The following is a 25,685-nucleotide window of genomic DNA, read 5'->3' on the forward strand; positions in this document are numbered from 1 at the left end:
AGATTTTTGAAATGCCTTCTAAGCCAGTTAAAAAGGATTACCGTGGATTTATTATGCCTATTGGAGGTGGAGAAGATAAATTTGCAAGTCCTACAGTGTTGGAGAAGTTTATAGAACTATCAGGTGGAGAAGATGCAAAAATAGCTGTAATACCTACAGCATCTAAACTACCTGATACTGGAGACATATATGTTGATATCTTTAAAGAAATGGGAGTTAAAGAAGCTTATAACTTAAGGATAGAAACCCGTCTTGAAGCCACTACAAATAAAGAGTACCAAGATTTACTTTCTCAGTGTACAGGTATATTTATGACTGGAGGTAATCAATTGTTACTCTCTACAACTCTAGGAGGTACTCCAATTGCTCAGCTTATTCGTAGGTTGAATGCTAAGGGAGTTAATGTTGCAGGTACATCTGCTGGAGCAGCATTTATTTCTGGGTTTATGATTGCTGGGGGTCAAGCGGGACTTATCCCTAGATGTAATATGGTTAATTTAGCTCCAGGTCTTGGTTTAACAAATAAGCTTTTAGTAGATCAACATTTCTCTCAAAGAGATAGACTAGGTAGACTTCTTGCGGCTCTTTCTTATAACCCATATATGGTTGGTGTTGGTATTGATGAAGATACTGCAGCATTATTGAATCCTAACAATGTGATTGAGGTTGTTGGTTCAGGTATGGCGACAATCATTGATTTCTCACATCTGAAGCATTCATCATTGCATAATGCTCGTAATAATGCGCCTATTAGCTTAGTAGATATCCGTATGCATATGTTGTTGGAAGAACAAAAATTTGATCTAAATACCTGCTTAGTTGAATACTAATCATAAAAATTCTTTTATAATCTTTACTAGTCAATCAGGCTAAACTTATTAATATATACTTTAACTTTTAGTGGGATTTAATATGCAAAAAATTATAATTCATGGTGGCTGTGGTGCTAGAGAGGATAAAAATACTTCTTTTATTGATTACCATCAGCACCTATTATCAATAGTCAAAAAGTCTTATGAATATCTTAGAGAGGTTAATGATGCTAACCAAGTAGCAATATTTGCTGCTAAGTTGTTGGAGAATGATGAGATTTTTAATGCTGGTACAGGCTCTAGAGTGCAGCAGGATGGTCAAATAAGGATGTCTGCATCAATAATAGATAGTCAGCATAAAAAATTTGCAGGTGTAATTAATGTTCAGAATATTAAAAATCCAATAGAAGTTGCAAGTAGACTAATGCAACAGCACCATAGTGTATTAGCAGCAGAACAAGCTACTACATTTGCTCATAATGTTATGAAGCTTCCTAAATACGATCCTATGACAAAAAAAAGGTATCAAGAATACCTTGAGCTTGAAAAAGGTTATACCGGAACTATAGGAGTAGTAGTTTTAGATTCTAAAGGAAAAATATGTGCAGTAACCTCCACAGGAGGAGTTGGGTTTGAATATCCTGGTCGAGTGGGGGATAGTCCAACGGTTGCTGGCAACTTTGCAAATGATCATATGGGTATATCTTGTACAGGTATTGGTGAGCATATCTTAAATCAAGCAGTAGGAGCTAAAGTTGCAACAAGAGTAAAAGATGGTATGTCTTTGTCTGAAGCTATAAATAAATCAATAGCAGAAAGTGATGGGCTAGGTGATTATGTTGGTCTAATAGCTATTGATAAAAAAGGTAATATTTGTCATGGGTCTACATTAGTAGCACAGACTTTATATGCTTATGCAGATACTGATAATATAAAAACTTTTTATGATGAAAAAATCTTGTAAAAATATGTTGACTTAAAAGCAATAGTGAGTAATAATGTACGTCATTGGCCAGATAGCTCAGTCGGTAGAGCAGAGGACTGAAAATCCTCGTGTCGGCAGTTCGATTCTGCCTCTGGCCACCATTGATTTTAAAGATTGTCGGAGCATAGCGCAGCTTGGTAGCGCATCTGGTTTGGGACCAGAGGGTCGGGGGTTCAAATCCCTCTGCTCCGACCATTTTTGTGCGTCCGTAGCTCATCTGGATAGAGCATCGGCCTTCTAAGCCGAGGGTAGCAGGTTCGAATCCTGCCGGACGTGCCATTACATAATTATGGCAATTTGTAATGGTGGTTGTAGCTCAGTTGGTAGAGCCCCGGATTGTGATTCCGGTTGTCGTGGGTTCAAGTCCCATCAATCACCCCAGATATTGCGGACGTGGCGAAATTGGTAGACGCACTGGATTTAGGTTCCAGCGGGTAAAACTGTGGGAGTTCGAGTCTCCCCGTCCGCACCATTTGAGTGTTTTAACACATCTCAAATCATCTCATAACCCTAATAAAATCAATACTTACAGCTAATTACTTGTATCAGAGCGTACCATTATTTATCATTTAAACCTAGACAAAAGTGTATCCTAGATTCATATACTTAAAATAATGAATGCTTCAGGTATAACTATATGGCGGGAAAACTTACTGTATCTAAAATAAATAGTCTTAAAGCTAAGAGTGGCGATTATCGTATTAGTGATGGATTGGGACTTTTGATGTGTAGAAATCTCTTCCACCTATCAGCGGAATCTCAAATACTATATAATTTTCTAAATGATCTCCCCCGTCAATTTGGGACACTTTTGATGTCAGGAAAAGGAGAGAGACATGGCTTACAAAAGATACCCAGAAGAATTTATGGATCAAGCAGTGCAGTTATGCTTAGCGGAAGATGCAAATCGTAAAGAAATAGCAGATAATCTAGGAATAAATTATAAAACACTCTGTACATGGATAACCAGCTACATGTCAAAATCTACTACACAAGATAAAAAGATTGATTATAAAACTCAATATCAAAATCTAATATCAGAGAATGCAGAGCTAAAAAAGAAACTTAAGAAAGCAGAAACAGAGCGAGAGATTCTAAAAAAGGCAGCGGCATACTTTGCAAACCCAAATACGTAAGGTATGCCTTTATACAAAGTCATAGAGATGTTATGGCTATAACAACATTATGCAAGACTTTGGGAGTAAGCACTTCTGCTTACTATAGGTGGATAGATAATCCTATAGGTAAAAGGCAACTAAATGACTATGATTTGGATCTGGCTATTATGCAAATATTTAATGATCACAAATCTAGATATGGTTCTGTTAGGATTTATAGGGAATTTAAAAGATAAAGGCTGGAAAGTAATACAACCGAGGGTATCAAAACGTATTAAATTATTAGGTTTACAGGCTAAAGCAAGTAAGAAATACAAAGTTACAACAAATTCTGATCATGACAAGAAAGTAGCGGGTAATTTACTTGATCAGGATTTTGATGCTCAAGATATTAATCAGAAATGGGTTACTGATATTACTTATATCCCTACCCAAGAAGGATGGCTATATTTGTGTGTAATTATAGATTTATTTTCAAGAGTAGTTATAGGTTGGTCAATGGATAAAAGAATGAAAGCAGAGCTAGTATGTAATACTTTAAATATGGCCTTATTTAGAAGAGATTTTCCTACCGGTGTTATTATTCATTCTGATAGAGGTACACAGTATTGCTCAGAGAAATTTCAAAATCTCATAAGTGATAATTGGTTATTATCTAGTATGAGCTCTAAAGGATGCTGTTATGATAATGCTGCTTGTGAAAGCTTCTTTGGAACTCTAAAGGTAGAGTTAGTGCATGATGAAAAATATAAAACTAGAGATGAGGCTAAATCTTCAATCTTTGAATATATTGAGGCTTATTATAATACTAAAAGGAAGCATTCAACTATGAATTACATGACTCCTAGTCACTTTGAATTATAATGAAGAATGAAGTTAACAACTGTCCCAAATTAGCAGGATAGATCACATATTTCACTTATTGAATTGCCTTCACGACGCATTACTAAAATGGCTGTTTTTTTATCCATTTTTATCACCTTAATTTAAGCCCTATATTTATAAAAAATGTAGGGTAGTTTACCACCTCAGGGAGGGCATTTTTCGGTGCTTATTTGCCCCTAAAAGGGGTCATTTTTGCATGCTTATTCACATTACTTATTTATATACTTAAATCTACAAAAAAGAAAGCTTTATATTATTTATAAGTTATAAAATTCTATCTTGCATAAGTTAATATTATTGAATCTATAAAAACTATATATTTAACTTTTTTAATCTAAAGATTCATAATAGAAACATAAAATTTAAGTTTATATAAAAGATTATCAAAATGAAAAAAATAATATTAACAGCGGCAGTAATTTTAAGTTTAGTTTCAACAAGTTTTAGTTATGGGCTTATTCAAGTTTCTAGTGGTTCTTTTCCACCACCAATATTACAGTTAGCATCTTAACTAATAAGAATATTAAAACATGATAGTACTTTGTTTCTAGTATATCTTCTTTCGTATCCTAAAATGGTTTTTAAGAATATAGTTCTTTATTGATAAATGGTTTGATATGTATTGTTTGAATCCCATATAAGCATACTTTATTATTTATTTCGATTTGAAATCTCTTGCAAAGAAAGTTGTCACGGTATAAAGTACATTCTTTACATACTTTATAATTTTGATTTAATGAGTAAACTCTCAAAGAAACATGTCTTCTTTGCTTCAGCTAGCACTATAGTAGAATGGTATGATTTTATGCTTTTTGCATATTTGACACCTATTATCGCCGAGATTTTCTTTCCAGATGTCGGTAGGTATACTGCTATATTAATGACTTTTGGAGTTTTTGCAGCTGGATTTTTTATGGGTCCTGTGGGAAGTGTTGTGATGGGAAGCTTTGGTGATAGGTTTGGTAGAAAAAAAGCCTTAATTTTATCTATAGTAATGATGATAGTGCCAATGTTTGTTATAACTTGCTTACCTGTATATAACAACATAGGTATTCTAGCTCCGTTAGTATTGGTCTTAATGAGGCTTCTTCAAGGATTCTCTATTGGCGGATCATATGGTGGTGTGATGGTTTTTATGATTGAATCCGCTAAGCCAAATCGAAGAGCATTTATTGCCAGCTTTGCAACCATGTCATCAGGCACAGGGGTTTTTTTAGCATCTTTAGTTGCTATGTTAATATTCGGTATATTTAGTCAAGAAACTCTAAATTTATGGGGGTGGAGAATAGGGTACGGCATAGGGTTAGTTTTAGCAATAGTATCATTATTTATGAGATTGTCTATACCTGAGAGCTACTCCTTTGAAGAGTTACAGGCTCAAGGTCAAATATGTGCTACACCTGTTAGAGAAATGTTTAGAAAACAAATAAAGCCATTATTTTTTGCTATTGCGTTATCAGCATATGCTAATATTACTTATTATTTAATTCTTTCATATTTACAGTCGCACTTTATTGAGTTGTATTATTCTGAGTTTTATTCTTTAGCGATTGTTACAGTTTTTAGTTTACTTTTTTCATTCTCAGCTCCTTTGTGGGGTTTTCTAAGTGATTGTATAGGTCGAAAATCTTTAATAAAATTTTCTATATTTACTTATATCTTCTTATCATATTTAAGTTTTATGATAATGGATAAAGGATTAGTTTATCTTATTATTTCAATGATCATCTTAACCATTCCTTTAATGGCAATTTGGGGATCTTATGGAGCTTTTGCCCCCGAGTTATTTAAAACAAAATACCGTTATAGTGGTAACGCTTTAAGTTATAATATAGGTAATTCTTTTTTTGGAGGTACGATGCCTTTTATTGCGACCTCATTAGTAGCTTTAACGGGAAGTTCGCAAGCACCAGCATGGTTATTAGTCGCTGCTTCAATTATAATGCTTCCAATAGTGTATTTTATGCCTGAAACTAGAAATTAACTAGAGCTTAAACACAAATAATTTATAGACTTTTTATATAAAAAAATTAATGTTATACTACAATTGATGTCTTAGGTAATGGGGTGGCTACTTTGGATTTTTGGTTGATTATAGGTGTTTTTGTAGTTTTATGTATATATCTAATAATAGAGAATATAGTTCATAATATTAGTATTAAAAGTATTCCAGTTAGAATTCATGTAAATGGAACTAGGGGAAAATCTAGTGTTGCTAGACTTATTGCTGCTGGGGTTCGAGCTGGAGGGTATACGACTGTAGCAAAAACTACAGGAACCTTAGCAAGGTATATCGATGCTGATGGCTTAGAAACTCCAGTTTTTAGAATAGGTTTTAGTAATATTGCAGAACAAGTCAAAATTATGTTTAAGGCAAAAAAAGCAGGCGCGGACGCCATTATTATAGAATGTATGGCATTACAGCCTTTACTGCAATCTTTATGTGAACTTAAGCTAATAAAAGCCACACATGGTGTATTGACAAATGCTCGACCCGATCATTTAGATGTTATGGGTCCAACAGAGCGGGATGTTGCCAAAGCATTAGCAGGAACAGTCCCTGTAAACTCTAAATATTTTACAGCAGAAGATATTCATTTAGGCTTTTTTGATTATGCATGTAAAGATAGAAATACTCAATTAATAGCCGCTACAGCTGATGATGCTGAGAGGGTGTCTGATGATGAAATTAACAAATTTGTATACTCAGAATTTAACATTAACGTTGCTTTAGCCCTAAAAGTTACAGATGATCTTGGAATTTCTCGAGAAACTGCGCTTAAAGGAATGTGGGAAGCAACACCAGATCCAGGAGCAATGACTGAATATAATTTTGATATTAAAAATTCTGAAATGAATTTTGCTAATGCTTTTGCTGCTAATGATCCAGTTTCTACTAAAATACTATGGGATAAGCTTTATGATAAATATCAAGAATGTGAAAAAAAAGTTCTTATTGTAAATTGTAGAGCAGATAGAGAAGACAGATCTAAGCAAATAGCAGGAGCTATACTGGGCTGGGAAAAGCCTGATTTAGTTACTCTTATTGGTACTGGAACCGAGGTGTTTGTATCTTTTTATAAAAAATATGCTAAATCTTTGGGTACAAAAACTGCAGAAGTTATCATTTGTGAAGATATGAAACCTCTAGCAATCATTGAGGAAATTTACTCTGTGCAAAAGGCTCAGTCTTATATGCTTGTGGGAGTCGGTAATATTAAAGATATAGGCATGGATTTAGTAGATTATTGTAATCAAAGTCATAAAAACAAACATGATTTGTAATTTTTTTAGGATATGAATAGGAGAAAATATGGATCCATTAACGCTCTCGATAGGAATTGGTCTTATAGTAGGACTTGTTTTTGTATCACTTTTAGGTTTATCTACTGGTGGTATGGTGGTACCTGGATATTTTGCTTTAGAAATGGGGGCTCCTGATAGGGTTATAGTCACTATTTTAATATCAATAATAATATTTGGTATAGTTAGGTTAATGTCAAAGTTTATGATTATATATGGTAGAAGAAGAATTACTATTACAGTGTTGTTATCTTTTATATTAGGAACTTTATGTAATACGTTATTCTCACAATATTTAACTACTAGTTTTTATTCTAATAACCTTGAGGTAATAGGGTATATTATTCCAGGGCTTATTACTTTATCTATAGATAGACAGGGACTTATTGAGACAGTAGGATCTTTATTGATAGCCTCTATTGTTATACGTTTGTTATTAATAGTTTTAATTGGACCTCAAATAGTAGGAATATAGTATGAGAACGATGTATTGGCACCGTAAATTTTTATCGCGTTATATAATTTTGTTTTTAACAGTATTTATGATTATTTCATTATACATAGTTGAGGGCAACTTGGTGGTTGAAACAAAAGGATATACACAGAAATTACAAGCTGCAAAAGTGACAGATAAAGCATTTGAACTAACCGAAAGGTTTTTTATGTCAAAAGGATACCTATGTGAAAGAATGGGTGTCATTTCTTGTACTGGTTTAATAGGCCTGTCGATGACAGAGATAACTACTGACTCTGGTGACTTATATGCAAAAAGATCTTCAGTAAACCCTAATATGTCTGCACTTTTTGTTGATTGGCTAAGTCAGCTTAATCTAAAAGAGGGGGATACTGTTGCTATACAAGAGACAGGTTCTTATCCGGCTTTAGATATAGCAATGCTAGTAGCAATAAAAACATTAAAATTAAAACCTTTGATTATTTTTTCTGCTGGAGCATCTCAGTTTGGTGCAAATAGACCAAATTTTACTTGGCCTGATATTTATCATAATTTGGTTGAGGAAAAATTATTAGATTTTAATGTTTTAGGTATAACTTTAGGTGGGTCTCATGATAATGGTTATGGTATGACTCCTAGGGCTATTTTAAAATTAAGTAATGCAATAAAGAGAAATAATTATAAGGTAATCAATATACCTTATAAAGATGCTACTAATACTTCTATCAAGAGACGTATGGAAATTTATAAAAAAGCCGCAGGTGATAACAAAATTAAGGCTTATATAAATGTTGGTGGAAATATGGCATCTATAGGTCTTAAACAACTTGAAACAAAAAAAGTAGATAAAAAAAATACCGATAGCAAGACAGCTAAAGACAAAAAAACAGAAAAAGTAGATAATTCTTCTAATTCTAGTATTAAGTTGCGTAGCTTCCCTGCGGGCGTTACAAAACATCTACCATCTGAGTATAAAACTGTGAACTCAGTTGCGGTTAATTTTTTGAAAGAGAATATTCCTATTATAAATGTTAGGGATATAAATACATCAATAATTAAAGATTATGATTTAGCATATAACCCGACTACTGTTGTGCCACCTGGGCAAGGAGCTGTTTTTTCTCAGAAAAAATATAATACGACTTTAGCCGCAGTATTATTAATAATTGATATTGCTTTGATAGTATTTATGGCTTTTATCTCAAGAAAGTACCTAATTTCTTTTAAAACAAAGTAGTTATAAATTGCTTTGATTTTTATTTCAATCTATTATTTAACTAATATATATAAATTATTTAGTTAGCATGTTTTGTTATTATGAACTTAATAAACTTATCTCTAATTATCTTCCAGATAAAGAAAGGTTTAAAATAGCTCAAGCTTTTATATTTGGTGCTGATGCTCATGAGACCCAAGTACGAAGCTCAGGCGAGCCTTACTTTACCCATCCAGCCGCTGTAGCCTGCATATTAGCTGAGCTTAGGATGGATGTTGACACAATTATAGCAGCACTTTTACATGATATTGTTGAAGATACTGAGTATACAGCTGCAGATGTATCAGAGCGCTTTGGTGAAAAAGTTGCTCAACTTGTAGAGGGTGTGACAAAGCTTACTCAGATTAGACATAAAAATAAAGTCGAGCAACAGGCAGAGAATTTTCGTAAACTACTTTTATCAGTAACGAAAGATGTTAGTGTTATCTTCATAAAATTAGCTGATAGATTACATAATATGCGAACTTTAGCACCCTTGACGCCTGAGAAGAAAAGAAGGGTCTCTAAAGAAACTTTAGATGTGTTTGCTCCTCTAGCTCATAGATTAGGTATTAATACATTGAAAGAGCAACTAGAAACACTTGCATTTGAAGGAATGCATCCTTATAGATATCATATTTTAGAAGAAAAGGTAAAGAAAGTAGAAAAAAATAAGGAAAAAGTTTTTTATCAAGTAAAAGAAATGTTAGTTGAAAAGCTAGGAGGATTAGTTGCTCCAGAGGATATAAAAGCTAGAAAAAAAACTTTGTATAGTATCTATAATAAGATGCGTAAAAAAGGAATTTCTTTTGATGAAATTATGGATATGTATGCTTATAAAGTTATAGTTCCTAGCAGAATTGACTGTTATGTTGCTCTAGGGAAAGTTCATGAACTATATAAGCCAATTCCTCAGAGGTTTAAGGATTATATAGCTACACCAAAAGCTAATGCTTATAGGTCAATACATACAGTTGTTTCAGGGCCATATAATATTCCTTTAGAAATACAAATCAAAACTGAGCAAATGGATCGTCAAGCCGAATACGGTATTGCGGCTCACTGGAGTTATAAGATAGAAGAAAAAACGGATAAAGCCTTACAAAGATGGCTTAAGAAAATATCTGATATTAATGTTTACACCGCAAGCTCAGTTGAGTTTTTAGAGAATGTTAAAGCTGATGTCTTTAATAACGATGTTTTTGTCTTTACACCTCAAGGAGAGATTGTTGAATTACCAATAAACTCAACGTGTGTTGATTTTGCTTATTTTATTCATACTGATATAGGAAATAAATGTGTTTCTGCAAGGGTTAATAGAAAAGTAGTACCTCTTAATTATAGGCTTAAACAAGGTGATCATGTTGAAGTAGTTACTTCAGCTGTTGCTGATCCAAATCCTAGCTGGTTGAATTTTGTTGAAACTGGCCGTGCAAAGTCAGCTATTAAAGAGTTTTTGAAACAACAGTATAAGAACACTGACTACATTAAAGGTAAAGAGATCATTGAAGATAGACTTAAATCATTAGATGTGGATTTAAAAGAAGTGCCAAATGAGATTATAGATGGAGCTTTGTTTAACTATGAGGGTATTGATACTATAAATCGTTTTTATTTAGATACAGGTTTAGGGTTAATAGACCCAAATAATTTTATTGAGTTTGTTGCTAAATATTTTGATGATATGCGTAATTCTTATAATAAATTTTCAGTATCAAAAATACAGATTAGGTATGGAGATGATCCTCGTATTGCGGATTGCTGTCTGCCTATACCAAATGATGAGATTACAGGAATTGTTAATGGTGATGGTAATGTTGAAGTGCATAGAAAAAGTTGCAATGAACTATATGCAAAGCTAACAAGAGAAGATGCTAAGCAGATTGAAGCAGACTGGTTTGTAAGTAATGATGATGACCCAAGCTTCAAAACTCGGATTGTTATTACACTTAAGAATATACCAGGATCGATTGCAAAAATAACAGCAACCCTTGCTAGAGAAGGAGTTGATATTAGAACTTTTGATATGATATCTGTAGATAATAGGTATGCTAAACTAGCATCTATTGTGATTGTTAGAAATAGAAGAGAACTTTATTTGTTAATTCGTTTAATAAGGAAAATAGATACTTGTGAAAATGTAGAAAGAATCCTTAATATGAATAAAGATTAAATATTAGTTCTTGCATTAAATGCATGCAGTAATGTTTGTTGATCTAGATACTCTAATTCTCCTCCAAAAGGAACACCAAATCCAATTCGGGAAATTTTTATATCACTATTAATCATTTGAGAAATAAAGTGAGCAGTAGTTTCTCCTTCAACTGTAGGGCTTATTGCAAGTATTATTTCATCAATTTCACGAGAAGCAATAATTTGGGACAAAACATCTAATTTAAGCTCATTTGGACCAACTCCATCTAAAGGAGAGATTCTTCCATTTAATATGAAGTATTTACCTTTAAAAAAACCAGCTTCTTCAATAGCTATCATATCCAACATACTTTCAACTATACATAGTTTTGTGTCATTACGGTTTGTGCTATTACAGATATCACAAATAGTATTTTCTGTTAAAGCTTGGCATTGCTGGCATTTTGTAATTATTTGAGTTGCTTCTAAAAGTGAGTTAGCAATAGCAATAGCTATCTCAGGAGATTTATCTAGTAAGTGTAGAGCTAGTCTTTGTGATGATTTTTTACCAATGGTAGGCAATTTCCGCAAAGATTCTATTACTGCTGTAATTTTTGGTGAGAATATTTTATTATTCATTATTTGAAAGGAAAGTTCATACCATTTGGCAAATCAATACCAGCATCTTTTGCCATTTGTTGAATATCTGTAGAAGAAGAGTTTTCTTCAACTTTTTTAACTGCACTATTTATAGCAGCTGCAATTAGATCTTCTAACATTTCTTTGTCTTCAGTCATTAATGAGCTATCTATATTTACAGATTTAACATCATATTTTCCAGTCATTGCTATTTTTACAAGACCAGCACCAGACTCACCGGTAACTTCTATACTATCACGCTGTTCTTGAGATTTTTTCATTTGTTCTTGCATTTTTTGAGCTTGTTGCATTAGCTTTGACATATCAAAATTCATTTTAGATCCTTAATTATTCTTATTTAAAATTTCTTTTACACACTCTAATATTTGTTCACTTGAGTTCTTTACTAATGTTTTTTTTGCAATTTGTGATATTTTTTCAAGTTGAGCTTTATTTTGTGCTAGAGGTCTTATTATATCGATTAAATTTTCTAAAGTCATCTCTTGCTGTCTTAAGCAAAAACCTGCATTGTTTTTAACAATATTCTGAGCATTAAAAAACTGGTGATCATCTACTGCTGATGGTAAAGGTATAAATATAGTAGGTAAGCCTGCAACAGCACACTCTGATACTGTTAGCGCACCAGCTCTACATATTATTAAATCAGCCCAGTCATAAGCTTCTGCCACATCAAAAATAAATGCTGAAATATCTTTGATATTTTCTGCAGGGATATTTTTGTAGTTATCTTTAGTTTGTTCAAGTGTTAGTTTACCAGTTTGGTGCCAGACTTTAATATCTATATTTTGATTAAGAGCTTTTGTGATTAAAGTCGGAATAATTTCATTTATTGCTTTGGCTCCTTGACTACCTCCAAGGATTAATAGTTTTAGTTGTGGGCTAGAATAGTTTTTAATTTTATCATTTAAAGCAACGATATTTTTTCTTACAGGGTTACCAACAACTTTTGTTCTAGCTAATTGTTTTTCAGATAAATAGTCTTTGATATTATCTATATCAAAAGCTAAGCATATTTTATTGGCTAATTTAGCTAAGATCCGATTAGTTAGGCCAATTCTCGCATTTTGCTCATGTATTATGATAGGAATTTTTTTTTGTACAGCTGCGAGACATATTGGCCCAGACACATATCCGCCAAATCCTACAACAAGGTCTGTTTTAAATTTTTTTAATATTGATCGAGCTTTAATTGTGCTAATTATTAACTTTATAGGAAATGTAATTTTTTTTATTATTCCTTTTCTTCTAACTCCAGATGATTTTATATATTGGATATTAAAGTACTCAGGAACTATATTTGCTTCCATACTATTAGGTGTTCCTACCCAAGTTACATTTGCTTTATTTTGTTTTAGTAGTTCAGCTACAGCTAGAGCTGGATATATATGCCCACCTGTTCCACCCGCAGTAATGATAATATTTTTATTTTCAAGATTCATAGAGCTTAATGATTAGAAATTTGTTTTTTACAAATTAATTTTAAAGGATTTTTATGCTATTATCATCAATTAGCTAAAATAAAAATATTGTTTTGTTAAAGAGGAAATATGTCAGAAATTAATAACAGTTATTTATATACAGAATCTAATGAGTGGATTGAAGTTAAGGATAATATTGCAAGAGTTGGTATTGATGATTACTCTCAAAATGAATTTGGTGAAATTGTTTATGTTGATCTTCCAGAAGTTGGTCAAGAATATTCTAAGAATGATGAAGTATGTGTTGTAGAATCTGTTAAAACGGCGTCAGATATTTATTCACCATTGTCTGGACAGATTGTGAGAGTTAATGAAGAATTAGTTAACAACCCTAAGCTTATAAATGAATCTTGTTATAAAAATGGTTGGATGTTTGAAATAGAAATTAATAGCAGTGAAGAATTGAATGATCTTTTGAAACCAAAAGATTATAAAAGTCATGTTGAATAAAAATTATTTTATATCTATTTTTTTATTTTTTTTCTCATTTAATATTTATGCATCAGAAAAATATCTTGATTATTGTAAAATCTATAATCCTAAAAAAGGTATTGAATACGAGACGCATACAAAGATATCTTTAGATTTTTGTAAGTATTACTTAAGATTGTGCAATGACAAATATAATAATAAATGTAAAGCTATAATGAATGGCTATCAAGGTTTATATAATACAAACAAAGTTGTTGCTACAATGCATGTACTTTATAAGGATGACTTTGATAGGTTGGATAACTAAAGTATATAAATTAACTCCTCGAAAACTATCTATGATTTTTCGATTAAAATTATTTTATAAATTTTAAGTAGATTGACAAAGATATTATAGCTTAAGATCAGAATTTAATTTTTAAATTATTTTATTTTACATGTAACATTATTTAAATCACCTTCAACTAAGTACAGAATATTTGTTTGGTCACCATTTGGTTTAGGACATTTAACATATTCTGAACTATTGTTATTTGAAACTTTGTCCCATGGAACTATAGTTATCTGATTTTTGTTTAAATCAATAGTTCCAATATTACTATACCAAGTACGTGCGGTAACAGTATTATCAGAATTTACTTGATAATAGGGGGTTTTTGCTTCAATATCAACATTTGCTAAATTAGTAGAATTATTATTGTCACCATGATTATGCTCTTCATGAATTGTTTCATAGGTACTCCATGCTTGCTCCCAAGCACTACCAACGCCTGGAGCATATGCCCAAGATGCACCAGAACACCATGCTGCAACACCTGTTTTACATTCATATAGCTGACCATTGTTTTTGACAACATCACCACTATTGTATACAGACTTCTCTTTATATTCAGGATATTTAGAAATATCTTCTCCAGTTTCACCATTATATTCATTTATTGTTACATCTAGATTTTCTTGCCATGCTTGTGCTCTAGGTAGCTGGCTAGATATGATAAGGTTATAATCTCCAGCTGATAAATCTTCAACTTGCATTTTTAAGTTGTAAGTATCCATAGGTGCAATTTCAATATTATCTTGTCTGTAAACTTTATTGCCGTCTTTATCTTGCAATGTCACGGATACTTTTACAATTTCAGAACTGTGAGACATTATCTTTGCACTAATGTTTAAATTTCCAGAAGAGTCTAGAGTGTACGCATTATTAAAATTCATCAAATGCAATTTATTTACCAAATTATGGTCAGCAATGTATTGATGGAAGTTAACTTGGCTATAGGGCTTATCTGCAGTTTGATAAATAAATAAATTATTTATGCTTGGAACAACCTCACCTTCAGAATTTTTTCTCCAGCAATAAGAGCATCATTTAACTGATCAGAACTTACTTCATTGATTTTTTCTGTTAATGTAGTCAAAAGAGTTTCAGGAGTCATATTCTTAGGAACATCTAAGAGTTTTATTGTCTCTAAAGCATCACCACCTGTTTTAAATAATTCTAAGCTTATTATATCACCATCTTTAACATGTAAAGGGTTAATGTTAAATTTAGCAGCTTCAATAGGGTATCTATCATTTGGATTAGTAGGAGAATCTTCTTCGTGATCTCTTACATACTCCCATACACTACTTTATCCAGGAATTTCGTTTGTATTAGCATATCATTTATTCTTATAAATTTTGCCTTCATATATTACTTCTGTGCCTGGATCTGGGTATGTTTTGCCGGGATTATATGTTGGTGTGCCTGTCGGAGTTTCTCCACTAGATTCGCCTGGAAGAATGACTGTGCCAGCTGTCTCATCATTTGTAAAATATACATCTATTAGGTTATAAAAGCTCGCATCTGTGTCTTGTACATCCCATTCTGCCATAATAACTTGATAACCTGATCTTTCTGGCATTGTACAAGTAAGAGTTAACCCCTTAGTTTTGCCTGGTTGTGCTGGAGCTTGCCAGAAAGGTTGAGGATCATAACAGTTTAATGGTTGATCTTCAAAACTATCACGAGTTAGTAATTCATCAGGATTCCAATCTGGTTTAGTTATATAAAATTTAAAATGTTTTGAACTATGGTTTGCTATAAAATACTATTTGATATTTAGCGGCTGTCCAGATGATACTATAGTTTTTGCCCATCTGCTTTGTTCTTGTTCATTTAGTGCAGAAGCTATAGTAATTCCAGCTGATCCCATTTGATTATCAAGCCCACCATTATTAAATAATCCATCAGCAGCTTCAATTGATTGTGGCTCGTACTGAATATTACCGCAATTTGTATTTTGCCCAGTATTACAAAAATAGCCACGCGAAGAAGGGTTTTCAACATATCCATGAGAATAAGCTTGTGAACTAGCTAATAATGCTAGTCCTGTTAATAATGTGATTTTATTTAATTTCATATAAGCTCCTAATACGTATAAGTTTTTAAAAAAGTTGGTATTTGTAAATAAATATTAATTTTACTTATCAATATAAATCTACCATTAATTGAATGGTTTATAGTTTGGTTATTTTTAACAATGGCTATGAAAAAATAACAAGGCACAAGTTTTTGGATTTTTATTTTAATCAATATTTTTTTCTATTAGGAGTTTTAATAGAGTATTTACCGGCTTGATAAATAATTTACATAGTTTGCTATATACCATATAATATAGCTTGTGCGTAATTTTATATTAAATAGAAAAGAAGAAAAATATGATAAATATTACATTTCCAGATGGTTCTATAAAAGAGTTTGAAAAGGGGGTTAACTCATTACAGATTGCAAAGTCTATATCTCCTGGTCTAGCTAAAGCAACTGTCGGTGTATATATAAATGATCAGTTAAAAGATGCTAAAGATATAATTGAAAATGACTGTAAACTAAAGTTAATTACAACGAAAGATTCTGAAGGTTTAGAAATCTTACGTCACTCATGTGCCCATCTTTTGGCCCATGCAGTTAAAGAGCTATATCCTGAGACAGAAGTTACTATAGGTCCTGTTGTTGATAATGGTTTTTATTATGATTTTTCTTTTAAAGAAAATATTGGTGAGTCAGATCTTCCAAAAATAGAGAAAAAAATGAGAGATCTTGCTAAAAAAGCTACCCCAGTTAGCTATAAAGTTGTCTCTAAAGCTAAAGCAGTTGAGTTTTTTAAAAATCAAGATGAGAATTATAAAGTTGATATTATTGATAGTATTCCTAATGATCAACAAATTAAGATCTATACTCAAGATGAATTTAGTGATTTGTGCCGAGGCCCGCATGTTCCAAGCATATCAGTAATAAAAGCATTTAAATTGACAAAGTTAGCTGGAGCATATTGGCGAGGTGATTCTAATAATGAAATGTTAACTAGAATTTATGGAACTTGCTGGGCAACGAAAGAAGACTTAGAACAGTATCTACATATGTTAGAAGAAGCAGAGAAACGTGATCATAGAAAAATTGGTAAAGCTCTGGATTTATTTCATTTTCAAGAGGATTCACCGGGAATACCATTTTGGCATGATAACGGTGTGAGGATTTGGCGTCAAGTAGAAGATTATATGCGTGCTTCAAATAATAAATATGGCTGTAGTGAAATAAGAACACCTTTAATTGCAGATTTTAGTCTTTGGGAAAAATCTGGCCATGCATCTAAATATGCTGAAAATATGTTTGCAACAAAATCTGAAAATAGAGATTTTGCAATTAGACCGATGAATTGTCCGACTTGTGTGCAGGTTTATAATACTAAACTTCATAGTTATAGAGACCTACCTATAAGAATGGCTGAGTTTGGTATAGTTCATAGAAATGAGCCATCTGGATCTTTGCATGGCTTACTAAGAGTAAGAAGTTTTACTCAAGATGATGGACATGCTTTTTGTACACCAGAGCAGGTTGAAGAAGAAGTTATTTTGATGGTTAGACAGTGTTTTGAAGTTTATAAAGATTTTGGCTTTAATGATTTTGATGTCAAAATTGCCCTAAGACCAGATAATAGAATAGGTGATGATGAGATTTGGGATAAATCTGAACAAATGCTTAAAAATGCTTTAGAAGCTAATAATGTTCATTATGAGTTGTTGCCAGGTGAAGGTGCATTTTATGGTCCTAAGGTAGAATTTCATTTAAAAGATGCTATAGGTAGAAGCTGGCAATGTGGAACAATACAATTAGATTTTTCTATGCCTCAAAGATTAGGAGCTACTTATATTGATAAAAATAGCGAGAAACAAGTCCCTGTAATGTTACACAGAGCAATAGTTGGATCTTTAGAAAGGTTTATTGGTATGCTTATAGAGCATTATGCTGGAAATCTACCATTATGGCTAACTCCAACTCAGGTAGTTGTAACTGGTATTAGTAATTATCAAGATGAGTATTGTAAAGAAGTTTTTGAAACGTTAGAAAAAAATGGTATTCGCACAAAAATAGACTTGAGAAATGAGAAAATAGGGTTTAAAATACGTGAGCATACTCTTTTACGTGTTCCTTACCTTGTTATCCTTGGTAAAAATGAGCAAGAGCAAAAGGTTGTAAATATAAGGAAACACAATGGTGAAACTCTAGGGCAGATGTCTGTGGAAGATTTTTGTGTTTTTTTAAAGAAACAAATTGAAGCTAAGAAATAATAATTTCTGTGGAGGAAAAAAGTTATTAAGACGGATAAAAAAGCACCTATTAATGAGCAGATTAAAGCTAAAGAGGTGCGTCTAGTTGGTATTGATGGAGAACAAATAGGAATTGTATCGATCAATGAGGCTTTAGCATTAGCTGAAGAGGCTAATGTTGATTTGGTTGAAATGGTAGCAAATGCTAAACCACCCGTTTGTCGTTTGATGGACTATGGTAAATACTTATTTGAACAAGGTAAGAAAAAAGCACAAGCTAAAAAAAACCAAAAACAGACACAGGTAAAAGAAGTAAAGCTTAGACCTGTGACTGATGTAGGGGACTACCAGGTAAAACTACGCAACCTGATAAAGTTCTTAGAAAAAGGCGATAAAGTAAAAGTCACGCTTAGGTTCAGAGGTAGAGAAATGTCACATAAAGAGCTAGGTATGGAAATGCTTAAGCGTATGGCAAAGGATGCTACTGAATACGGTGTGGTGGAACACCAACCTAAAATGGAAGGTCGTCAGATGATTATGGTCTTAGGACCAAAGAAAAAGTAGCAAATAAAATAACAATAATACAATGCGGAGTATTAAAAAATGCCAAAGTTAAAAACTAAAAGTGGTGCTGCTAAGCGCTTTAAAAAGACTGGTAAGGGCGGTTTCAAACATCGTTGTGCAAATCGTGCTCATATTAATACTAAAATGACAACTAAAAGAAAGCGTCATTTAAGAGGTATGAATCAAGTAGCTAAGGTTGACACACCTAGCTTAGTTCAGCAAATGCCATACGCATAATGTTGAGTGTAGATTTATTTATCAATTTTTAAAGTGGAAATTAAATTATGTCAAGAGTAAAAAGAGGCGTAACAGCACGTGCACGTCATAAGAAGGTTTTAAAGCAAGCTAAAGGTTATTACGGTGCTCGTTCAAGAGTATATAGAGTAGCGAAGCAAGCTGTGATTAAAGCAGGTCAATATGCTTATAGAGACCGTAAAGTTAAGAAAAGAACATTCAGATCACTTTGGATTGTTCGTATTAATGCTGCTGCTAGGCAACACGATATTAGCTATAGTCAATTAATCAATGGCTTAAACAAAGCTGGTGTTGAGCTAGATAGAAAAGTATTAGCTGAATTAGCTGTATATAACAAAGATGCATTTGCTACAGTTGTAGAAAAAGCAAAAGCTGCTTTAGCTTAATAATAATCTATATAATATTAATTCTAAATTTCAAAACTTAAGTGAAACACTTAAATCCCTTACTCATCAAAAGATTATCCCTTATAATTTTTTTTAGTTCTGGAATTTTTTTGTTTTTTATTTTAAATGGCTATAAATACTTCGATTTTAAAGAACTACAAATAGCATATGATAAAGCAGATTTATATGTTAGTGAACATCTGCTAATGTCTATTTTTATATATGCTGTGATATATGTAATAGCTGTTTTTTTCTCCATCCCGATTAAGCCTTTTCTAAAATTATTAGGAGGGCTTTTATTCGGTTTATTATTAGGTTTTGTAGTATCTCTAATATCAGCTACTATTGGAGCAATGTTTACTTTTTTGATTATAAAATATAGTTGGGGTGAGAATTCTAGTAACTCAAAAATCAAGGTTGTTTCTAAGTTTAAATCCCTTGTACTTAATCATCCTATTTTAGTTTTATTTGTTGTTAGATTAATACCAATTCCTTTCTTTATACCTAATGTTTTAGCAGCTATATTAAAAGTTAAAAATAGTATTTTCTTTTTTACAACTCTGATTGGGATAATACCTTTCACATTTATATATGTTTGGTTTGGTGTACACCTAAAAAATGTAATACTAGAAAATAGCGCTAATAACTTTGTTGACTATAGATTTGTGCTAGCTTTGGGTATATTAGGAGTAATGTCTCTAATACCAGTTATGCTTAAATTTTATACTTATAATGTCCCCAGAAAAAGCTACTGATTTTAGTGATCTACCCCGTCAATTTGGGACAGTTTACTACTTCATTTTCCATTATATATTCAAATTGATATGGAGTCATATAATTTATTGTAGAATGTCTCCTTTTTGTATTATAGTAAGCTTCAATATATTCAAATATTGATAGTTTAGCTTCTTCTCTAGTTTTATATCTTTCATCATGTACTAACTCTACTTTTAAAGTTCCAAAGAAACTTTCACAAGCAGCATTATCGTAACAGCATCCTTTAGAGCTCATACTTGATAGTAGCCAGTGTTCTTTAATAATGTCTTGATATTGTTTGCTACAGTACTGTGACCCTTTATCAGAGTGTATAATCACACCACTAGGAAAATTTCTTCTAAAGAATGCCATATTTAAAGCATTACAAACTAAATCCGCTTTCATCCTAGAATCCATTGCCCAACCAATAACTGATCTTGAGAATAAATCTATAATCACACAAAGATACAGCCACCCCTCTTGTGTAGGTACATAAGTTATATCTGTAACCCACCTATGATTTACAGATAAAGCAGTGAAGTTTTGTTCTAATAAATTATCATAAACATGTTTGTTGTGGTTAGAATCTGTAGTTTTCTTATGCTTACGAGCCGCTTTAGCATGTAAACCAAGTAATTTCATACGTTTAGATACTCTAGGTTGAGTAACTTTCCAACCCATATCTTTAAGCTCTTTGTATATCCTAACACTTCCATATCTAGATTTATGTTCATTAAAATAGCATCATCTAGTTCAGCATTGCCTTTTACCTATAGGTTTATGAATCCATCTGTAATATGAAGATGTGCTCACATTCAAAGATTTACATAGTGTTGTTACTGGCATAACTTTATAATGCTCCTTAATAAAGGCGTACCTTACAGATTTTGCTTTGCAAAGTACGCTGCTGACTTTTTTAGTATTTCACGCTCTGTTTCTGCCTGTTTGAGTTTTTTCTTCAAATCAGTATTTTCAAAAGATAGTTGCTGGTACTGCGTTTTATAATCTATCTTTATTTCTTTCTGAGGGTTTGACATGGCTTTGGATATCCAACTGCAAATGGTTTTATATTTAACCCCTAAATTATCTGCTATTTATCGTCTATTTGCATCTGGTTGTAAACATAATTTAACAGCTTCATCTTTAAACTCTTTTGTATATCTCATCTTGTCTCCTTTTCTTAACACCTAAGTGTCCCAAATAGGAGGGTATGATCAATGTATTTAAATTTAGAGAGTTTCAATCTCTCCATTTTTCTTAGCCATAATTACAGTATCTGCTGGTTTTAATGCAAAAATACCATTAGTTACAACACCTGTGATTTGATTTAATTTAGTTTCAATTTTTAGAGGGTTATCTATTTTTAGATTAAATACATCTAAGATGACATTGCCATTATCTGTGATTGTTTGTTCTCTATAAACGGGTTGGCCGCCTAGCTTAACAATTTCTCTAGCAACATAGCTTCTAGCCATTGGGATAACTTCAACAGGGAGCGGAAATTCTCCAAGAGTACTAACTTTTTTAGATTCATCAATTATGCAAATAAATTCTTTTGAGGCTGCAACACATATTTTCTCACGAGTAAGAGCAGCTCCACCACCTTTGATAAGTTCTTTATGATTATTGCACTCATCTGCACCATCAATATATAAATCAATTTTTCCAGCATAGTTAAGATCAACAACTTCAAAGCCTAGTTCTTTAAGTTTCTTTGTTGAGTCTTCAGAACTTGACACTACAATTTTTATTTTATCTTTGTAGTTTACTAGTTCTTCTATAAGAAAACCAACCGTACTACCAGTACCCACTCCTAAAGTGATTTCTGATTTTATATATTTTGCAGCCTCAATAGCAGCAGCTTTTTTTAGGTCATTTTGATTAATTTTTTTATTAAAGAACATTCTAAAATTTTCTCTGGTTAAGTATGTTACTAAAAATGCTTCCTTTTATAATATATATAATTATACATGTAATAGTAGCAATGAATTGCCACATTATTGACATTGGTAAAAATATATAGCCAATAGTTACAAATATACAAATGAAAGGAATCACTATGCGTAGAATTATATTAAATAGAGGAGAAAGCTTTATGTTAGTATGTTTAAGGATTTCATAGCTCAATTTTTGCGCATCATAAATCCAACCAATGATGAAAACATCAAATAAAAATAAAAATATTATTAAAAGATGTAGACCGAACATATCAGAAAAATCTATATATGCTATTCCTGTTTCAATAAGGCTAATAGTCATTATTAAAGGAATTATTAGGAAAATAAGTTTTGTATAGATATTGTTTCCTAATCTATAAATGTATTTTAAAGCAGATATAAACACTACAAGATTTAGAGTTATAAATACAACTTCAAGCAATAAATAATATGTTGGAGAGTTTGCTTTAACGATTTGAAATACTAACTCTATAGGCATTGATTCATGAGGTTGTAAATAGGTTCTATAGTTACCTAAAATTGAATATATAGTTATACATATAATAAATGAGAAAACAATATTGTAAAAAATACTTTTGAAAGATGCTACTTTAAGTTTTTTATAGTTATTATCATTAATATTTATTAAATTTTTATAAAATGCTATAGATATAAAGTTACTTAATATTGCATATATTAGTGCTAGTTCAAACATGCTGCGTAATTGTTCAGTACTTTGATAATTTAATTGAAATAAAAAATCATGAATACCATTTATACTTTGTGGTAAATATATCACCATTAACATTAAAATTATAACTAAATATAAAGATATGTGAGCTGTGGTCTTAAGTAGGTTATTAAGATTTATCTTCTCAAAACTAGTCAAAATAAATAGTATAAATATAATGATAAATACAGCTGTTAATGACGAATAAATTGGTAAATTTGAGTTAAATTCTAAGCTTGCATCACTAAGTTTATCAATAGCTGGAATATTATCAAAAAAGTCTAAAACATACGTTGATATATTAAACATTACTAGTGAGACTAAAATTATCACTGTGCCAGTAAGTAGAATACTAATAGGCTTAAGTTTTGATGTTCCAGTGATTTTTGCGATTAATTTACTATGTGAACCCAAGTTAGGTAACGTCTTTTGTAAATGTATTGCAACTAAATTCATTGGATAGCAAAGCAATATTAAAAAAGCTATATAAGCATAAAAGAACTCAAGTCCATTATACTTAAAAACATTTGTAAAAAAACTAAAGCTAAAACAAATAGCTGTTGAAACAAGACCGATAACTAAAGGGGTTGATGTTTGCTTAATGTTCATTAATTTTCCTAATTTTTAGTTTATTGCGCAGTAGTTTCCACGAAAAGTAATGTTTTTGATGATTTTTGTATTTTTATTTATAGATACCCATGTTGTACACATTAAGGCTCCAAATTGTACAAATTGAGGATCTCTATTTGCCATAATTAAACTATTCATAGGGTTACCAGCCTGTTGTATTGAGCCGGCATTTATAGCTTTTCTAATATAAACATATGTTTCAACATCAGGGTTTGGTGCAACTTTAATTACATTTTGAGGGTAACCAAACTCTTTTATATATCCTTGGATACTTTTACCAATACACGCTTTTTGCTGATCTATATATTTCTGTCTAGTAGCACAAGAAAATAAAGAGGCTAGTAAGCAGGTAAAAAAAAATATTTTAAAAAGTCTTTTTGTCATAGCTGCTCCTACGATTTATATAAATCCAGTTTTCTTCATGTAAATAGTTAACAGAGATATAGCAGCAGGCGTAATACCTGGTATTCGCGATGCTTCACCTAAGGTTGAAGGTTTTTGTTCAGTTAATTTTTGCAAAACCTCATTTGATAACCCATTTACCTGAGAATAGTTAAAATCAATAGGTATTGATCTTTGTTCTAAGGATGCCAGCTTTGCTATATCTTTGCTTTGACGTTCTATATATCCTGAATATTTAGCTGAAATTTCTATTTGTTCGATTACAGCAGAATTATTTAAATCTAAGTTTATTTCAGGTATTTGTTGTAATTTTTTATAGTTTAGTTCAGGACGTTTTAATAAGTCAAAAAGAGTGCTCTCTCTAGTCATTTTTTTATCTAAAAATTTTTCTAAGTCGCGAGCTTTCTGTGTTTGAGGTCCTATCCAAGTGTTTTTCATCATCTTTATATTTTCGTTAATAGAATTTCTCTTATTAAGAAAATATTTTTGATCTTCATTATTTAAAAGGTCTAGTTCGCAGGCAATATTTGATAAGCGTAAATCAGCATTATCTTCACGTAGAATAAGTCTATATTCTGCACGAGATGTGAACATTCTATATGGTTCTTTTGTTCCTTTGGTAATAAGATCATCAATTAGTACACCAATATAACTATCAGCACGAGTAGGGTACCAAAATTTATCACTATCAAGACTTATGGCAGCATTAATTCCTGCAACAAGACCTTGTGCTCCTGCTTCCTCATAACCTGTAGTACCATTAATTTGTCCAGCAAAGTATAAATTTTGGATATATTTAGTTTCTAAAGTTGGTTTTAAGTCTCTTGGATCAAAATAATCATACTCAATTGCATACCCTGGACGCATAATTAAAGCTTTTTCAAAACCTTTAATTGAGCGAATATATTCACATTGAACTTCAAAAGGAAGACTTGTTGATAGGCCATTTGGATATAGTTCTATGCTATTTAATCCCTCTGGTTCAACAAAAATTTGATGTCTATCTTTATCTGCAAATCTCACAACCTTATCTTCTATAGACGGACAATAACGAGGACCAATTCCTTCTATTAAGCCACTATACATGGCAGATTTATCAAGATTACTTGTTATAATTTCATGCATTTTTGGGTTTGTATAAGTTATGTGACAAGGTATCTGTTCAGGGTGACTTATTTTACCTTTTGAAAAAAATGAAAAATAGGGCGCTGGGTTATCACCATGTTGGGCATCCATCACACTAAAATCAACAGACCTTCTATCTATGCGTGGAGGAGTCCCAGTTTTAAGTCTATCAACTCTAAAAGGTAATGCTCTTAAACGTTCTGCTAAAGCATTAGATGGTTGATCCCCTGCACGACCTCCTGATTTAGAGACTTTACCAATATGGATTCTGCCACCAAGGAAGGTACCAACAGTTAGAATTACTTTTTTAGCTTTAAATGTAATCCCTATTTTTGTTATAACACCTGTTATAATATTGTTTTTAACAACAAGATCATCAACAGAGTCTTGGAAAATTTCTAAGTTTTTCTGGTTATTAATTAAAGAATTTATGGCCTTTTTATATAATACTCTATCTGCTTGTGCTCTAGTTGCTCTAACTGCAGGGCCTTTGCGGGAGTTAAGAGTTCTAAATTGGATACCAGACATATCAATAGCTTTTGCCATGATACCACCCATAGCATCTATTTCTTTGACTAGATGACCCTTGCCGATGCCTCCAATAGCAGGGTTGCATGACATCTGGCCAATAGTATCAACATTATGTGTCAGTAAAAGAGTTTTTGCGCCTATTCTTGCTGAAGCATCAGCGGCCTCAACACCGGCATGACCACCACCAACAACAATAACATCATAAGTATTACCATAAATCATATCTAAGTATAAACACTTCTTAATATTATTTTCATCAATTAAGAT

The 25,685-nt window shown here is 31.9% G+C and carries 28 protein-coding genes, 5 tRNA genes and 1 pseudogene; 23 read left to right on the forward strand and 11 right to left on the reverse strand.

Annotated elements, in window-relative coordinates:
* Positions 1 to 11 precede the first annotated feature (11 nt).
* From CDV26_RS03785 to CDV26_RS03855, 15 genes are all read left to right on the forward strand, one after another.
* Positions 12 to 830: a cyanophycinase gene (locus tag CDV26_RS03785; protein WP_088772154.1), complete on the forward strand. Its 819-nt coding sequence runs from the start codon at positions 12 to 14 to the stop codon at positions 828 to 830.
* Positions 831 to 912: 82 nt separating this feature from the next.
* Entirely contained in the window at positions 913 to 1,776 is an 864-nt protein-coding gene (locus CDV26_RS03790; protein ID WP_088772155.1) for an isoaspartyl peptidase/L-asparaginase, read from the forward strand.
* A gap of 46 nt (positions 1,777 to 1,822) precedes the next feature.
* A tRNA-Phe gene (locus CDV26_RS03795) sits at positions 1,823 to 1,898 on the forward strand.
* A gap of 17 nt (positions 1,899 to 1,915) precedes the next feature.
* Positions 1,916 to 1,992 (forward strand) — tRNA-Pro (locus CDV26_RS03800).
* A 7-nt stretch (positions 1,993 to 1,999) separates the two neighbouring features.
* Positions 2,000 to 2,076: transfer RNA gene (locus tag CDV26_RS03805), tRNA-Arg, on the forward strand.
* Positions 2,077 to 2,102: 26 nt separating this feature from the next.
* Positions 2,103 to 2,178, forward strand: a tRNA-His gene (locus tag CDV26_RS03810).
* 6 nt (positions 2,179 to 2,184) lie between these two features.
* Positions 2,185 to 2,269, forward strand: a tRNA-Leu gene (locus CDV26_RS03815).
* Between the two features lie 364 nt (positions 2,270 to 2,633).
* The gene (locus CDV26_RS03820; protein WP_088772156.1) at positions 2,634 to 2,933 is read left to right on the forward strand and encodes a transposase; all 300 of its coding nucleotides are present in this window, start codon (positions 2,634 to 2,636) and stop codon (positions 2,931 to 2,933) included.
* A gap of 162 nt (positions 2,934 to 3,095) precedes the next feature.
* Positions 3,096 to 3,779, forward strand: coding sequence for an IS3 family transposase (locus CDV26_RS03825; RefSeq protein ID WP_157671432.1), 684 nt, complete (start codon positions 3,096 to 3,098; stop codon positions 3,777 to 3,779).
* Between the two features lie 409 nt (positions 3,780 to 4,188).
* Positions 4,189 to 4,311, forward strand: a complete 123-nt coding sequence (locus CDV26_RS13520; protein ID WP_088772158.1) for a hypothetical protein — start codon at positions 4,189 to 4,191, stop codon at positions 4,309 to 4,311.
* 225 nt (positions 4,312 to 4,536) lie between these two features.
* Entirely contained in the window at positions 4,537 to 5,784 is a 1,248-nt protein-coding gene (locus CDV26_RS03835) for an MFS transporter (protein ID WP_088772159.1), read from the forward strand.
* Positions 5,785 to 5,867: 83 nt separating this feature from the next.
* Positions 5,868 to 7,085 (forward strand): poly-gamma-glutamate synthase PgsB, encoded by a 1,218-nt coding sequence (pgsB, locus tag CDV26_RS03840; RefSeq protein WP_088772160.1) that lies wholly within the window; start codon positions 5,868 to 5,870, stop codon positions 7,083 to 7,085.
* A gap of 28 nt (positions 7,086 to 7,113) precedes the next feature.
* A complete protein-coding gene (gene pgsC, locus CDV26_RS03845) occupies positions 7,114 to 7,578 on the forward strand; it encodes a poly-gamma-glutamate biosynthesis protein PgsC (protein WP_088772161.1) in 465 nt (154 codons plus the stop codon).
* A gap of 1 nt (position 7,579) precedes the next feature.
* On the forward strand, positions 7,580 to 8,794 hold the full coding sequence (pgsW, locus tag CDV26_RS03850; protein ID WP_088772162.1) for a poly-gamma-glutamate system protein: 1,215 nt from the start codon (positions 7,580 to 7,582) through the stop codon (positions 8,792 to 8,794).
* A 67-nt stretch (positions 8,795 to 8,861) separates the two neighbouring features.
* Entirely contained in the window at positions 8,862 to 10,985 is a 2,124-nt protein-coding gene (locus CDV26_RS03855) for a RelA/SpoT family protein (RefSeq protein WP_088772163.1), read from the forward strand.
* On the opposite strand, the gene recR is transcribed toward CDV26_RS03855, so the two are convergent.
* The 3 genes from recR to murG are packed head-to-tail and all read right to left on the reverse strand — an operon-like array spanning position 10,982 to position 13,044.
* Positions 10,982 to 11,584: a recombination mediator RecR gene (gene recR, locus CDV26_RS03860; RefSeq protein ID WP_088772164.1), complete on the reverse strand. Its 603-nt coding sequence runs from the start codon at positions 11,582 to 11,584 to the stop codon at positions 10,982 to 10,984. The two genes, CDV26_RS03855 and recR, sit on opposite strands and share 4 nt — an antisense overlap.
* The gene (locus CDV26_RS03865) at positions 11,584 to 11,919 is read right to left on the reverse strand and encodes a YbaB/EbfC family nucleoid-associated protein (protein WP_088772165.1); all 336 of its coding nucleotides are present in this window, start codon (positions 11,917 to 11,919) and stop codon (positions 11,584 to 11,586) included. Before CDV26_RS03865 ends, recR begins: the two co-directional genes overlap by 1 nt.
* A gap of 9 nt (positions 11,920 to 11,928) precedes the next feature.
* Positions 11,929 to 13,044, reverse strand: coding sequence for an undecaprenyldiphospho-muramoylpentapeptide beta-N-acetylglucosaminyltransferase (gene murG / locus CDV26_RS03870; protein WP_088772166.1), 1,116 nt, complete (start codon positions 13,042 to 13,044; stop codon positions 11,929 to 11,931).
* Between the two features lie 108 nt (positions 13,045 to 13,152).
* Between murG and gcvH the strand changes: the two genes are divergently transcribed.
* Both gcvH and CDV26_RS13805 read left to right on the forward strand, forming a co-directional pair.
* Positions 13,153 to 13,533, forward strand: a complete 381-nt coding sequence (gene gcvH / locus CDV26_RS03875) for a glycine cleavage system protein GcvH (RefSeq protein ID WP_088772167.1) — start codon at positions 13,153 to 13,155, stop codon at positions 13,531 to 13,533.
* Positions 13,523 to 13,822, forward strand: coding sequence for a hypothetical protein (locus tag CDV26_RS13805; protein ID WP_088772168.1), 300 nt, complete (start codon positions 13,523 to 13,525; stop codon positions 13,820 to 13,822). The genes gcvH and CDV26_RS13805 overlap by 11 nt, the downstream gene beginning before the upstream one ends.
* A 116-nt stretch (positions 13,823 to 13,938) precedes the next feature.
* Here CDV26_RS13805 and CDV26_RS13940 read toward each other — a convergent pair whose 3' ends face one another.
* A complete protein-coding gene (locus tag CDV26_RS13940) occupies positions 13,939 to 14,730 on the reverse strand; it encodes a hypothetical protein (RefSeq protein ID WP_088772169.1) in 792 nt (263 codons plus the stop codon).
* A gap of 177 nt (positions 14,731 to 14,907) precedes the next feature.
* On the opposite strand from CDV26_RS13940, the gene CDV26_RS11955 reads away from it, so the two are divergent.
* Complete coding sequence (locus CDV26_RS11955; protein WP_157671434.1) at positions 14,908 to 15,120, forward strand: hypothetical protein; 213 nt, start codon at positions 14,908 to 14,910, stop codon at positions 15,118 to 15,120.
* Between the two features lie 56 nt (positions 15,121 to 15,176).
* Here CDV26_RS11955 and CDV26_RS12900 read toward each other — a convergent pair.
* A pseudogene (locus tag CDV26_RS12900) lies at positions 15,177 to 15,917 on the reverse strand (lytic polysaccharide monooxygenase).
* 298 nt (positions 15,918 to 16,215) lie between these two features.
* Here CDV26_RS12900 and thrS point away from each other — a divergent pair.
* From thrS to CDV26_RS03915, 5 genes are read left to right on the forward strand one after another with little or no spacing between them, the layout of a single operon-like run.
* Positions 16,216 to 18,123 (forward strand): threonine--tRNA ligase, encoded by a 1,908-nt coding sequence (thrS, locus tag CDV26_RS03895; RefSeq protein WP_088772170.1) that lies wholly within the window; start codon positions 16,216 to 16,218, stop codon positions 18,121 to 18,123.
* A 6-nt stretch (positions 18,124 to 18,129) separates the two neighbouring features.
* A complete protein-coding gene (infC, locus tag CDV26_RS03900) occupies positions 18,130 to 18,666 on the forward strand; it encodes a translation initiation factor IF-3 (RefSeq protein WP_088772171.1) in 537 nt (178 codons plus the stop codon).
* Between the two features lie 39 nt (positions 18,667 to 18,705).
* Positions 18,706 to 18,903, forward strand: a complete 198-nt coding sequence (gene rpmI, locus CDV26_RS03905; RefSeq protein ID WP_088772172.1) for a 50S ribosomal protein L35 — start codon at positions 18,706 to 18,708, stop codon at positions 18,901 to 18,903.
* A 47-nt stretch (positions 18,904 to 18,950) separates the two neighbouring features.
* A complete protein-coding gene (gene rplT / locus CDV26_RS03910; protein WP_088772173.1) occupies positions 18,951 to 19,307 on the forward strand; it encodes a 50S ribosomal protein L20 in 357 nt (118 codons plus the stop codon).
* A 41-nt stretch (positions 19,308 to 19,348) separates the two neighbouring features.
* The gene (locus CDV26_RS03915; RefSeq protein ID WP_088772174.1) at positions 19,349 to 20,062 is read left to right on the forward strand and encodes a TVP38/TMEM64 family protein; all 714 of its coding nucleotides are present in this window, start codon (positions 19,349 to 19,351) and stop codon (positions 20,060 to 20,062) included.
* Positions 20,063 to 20,072: 10 nt separating this feature from the next.
* Here the strand turns inward: CDV26_RS03915 and CDV26_RS03920 are convergent, their stop codons facing one another.
* The 6 genes from CDV26_RS03920 to mnmG form a co-directional block, all read right to left on the reverse strand.
* Entirely contained in the window at positions 20,073 to 20,744 is a 672-nt protein-coding gene (locus tag CDV26_RS03920) for an IS3 family transposase (RefSeq protein WP_088772175.1), read from the reverse strand.
* Positions 20,745 to 20,941: 197 nt separating this feature from the next.
* Positions 20,942 to 21,100: a hypothetical protein gene (locus CDV26_RS11970; RefSeq protein ID WP_157671347.1), complete on the reverse strand. Its 159-nt coding sequence runs from the start codon at positions 21,098 to 21,100 to the stop codon at positions 20,942 to 20,944.
* 192 nt (positions 21,101 to 21,292) lie between these two features.
* Complete coding sequence (gene rpiA / locus CDV26_RS03925) at positions 21,293 to 21,967, reverse strand: ribose-5-phosphate isomerase RpiA (protein ID WP_088772176.1); 675 nt, start codon at positions 21,965 to 21,967, stop codon at positions 21,293 to 21,295.
* Between the two features lies 1 nt (position 21,968).
* Complete coding sequence (locus CDV26_RS03930) at positions 21,969 to 23,339, reverse strand: hypothetical protein (RefSeq protein ID WP_088772177.1); 1,371 nt, start codon at positions 23,337 to 23,339, stop codon at positions 21,969 to 21,971.
* A gap of 15 nt (positions 23,340 to 23,354) precedes the next feature.
* Positions 23,355 to 23,744 (reverse strand): hypothetical protein, encoded by a 390-nt coding sequence (locus CDV26_RS03935; protein WP_088772178.1) that lies wholly within the window; start codon positions 23,742 to 23,744, stop codon positions 23,355 to 23,357.
* 15 nt (positions 23,745 to 23,759) lie between these two features.
* On the reverse strand, positions 23,760 to 25,640 hold the full coding sequence (gene mnmG / locus CDV26_RS03940) for a tRNA uridine-5-carboxymethylaminomethyl(34) synthesis enzyme MnmG (RefSeq protein WP_088772179.1): 1,881 nt from the start codon (positions 25,638 to 25,640) through the stop codon (positions 23,760 to 23,762).
* Positions 25,641 to 25,685: the final 45 nt, after the last annotated feature.

The organism is Francisella halioticida (assembly GCF_002211785.1).
Lineage (GTDB): Bacteria > Pseudomonadota > Gammaproteobacteria > Francisellales > Francisellaceae > Francisella > Francisella halioticida.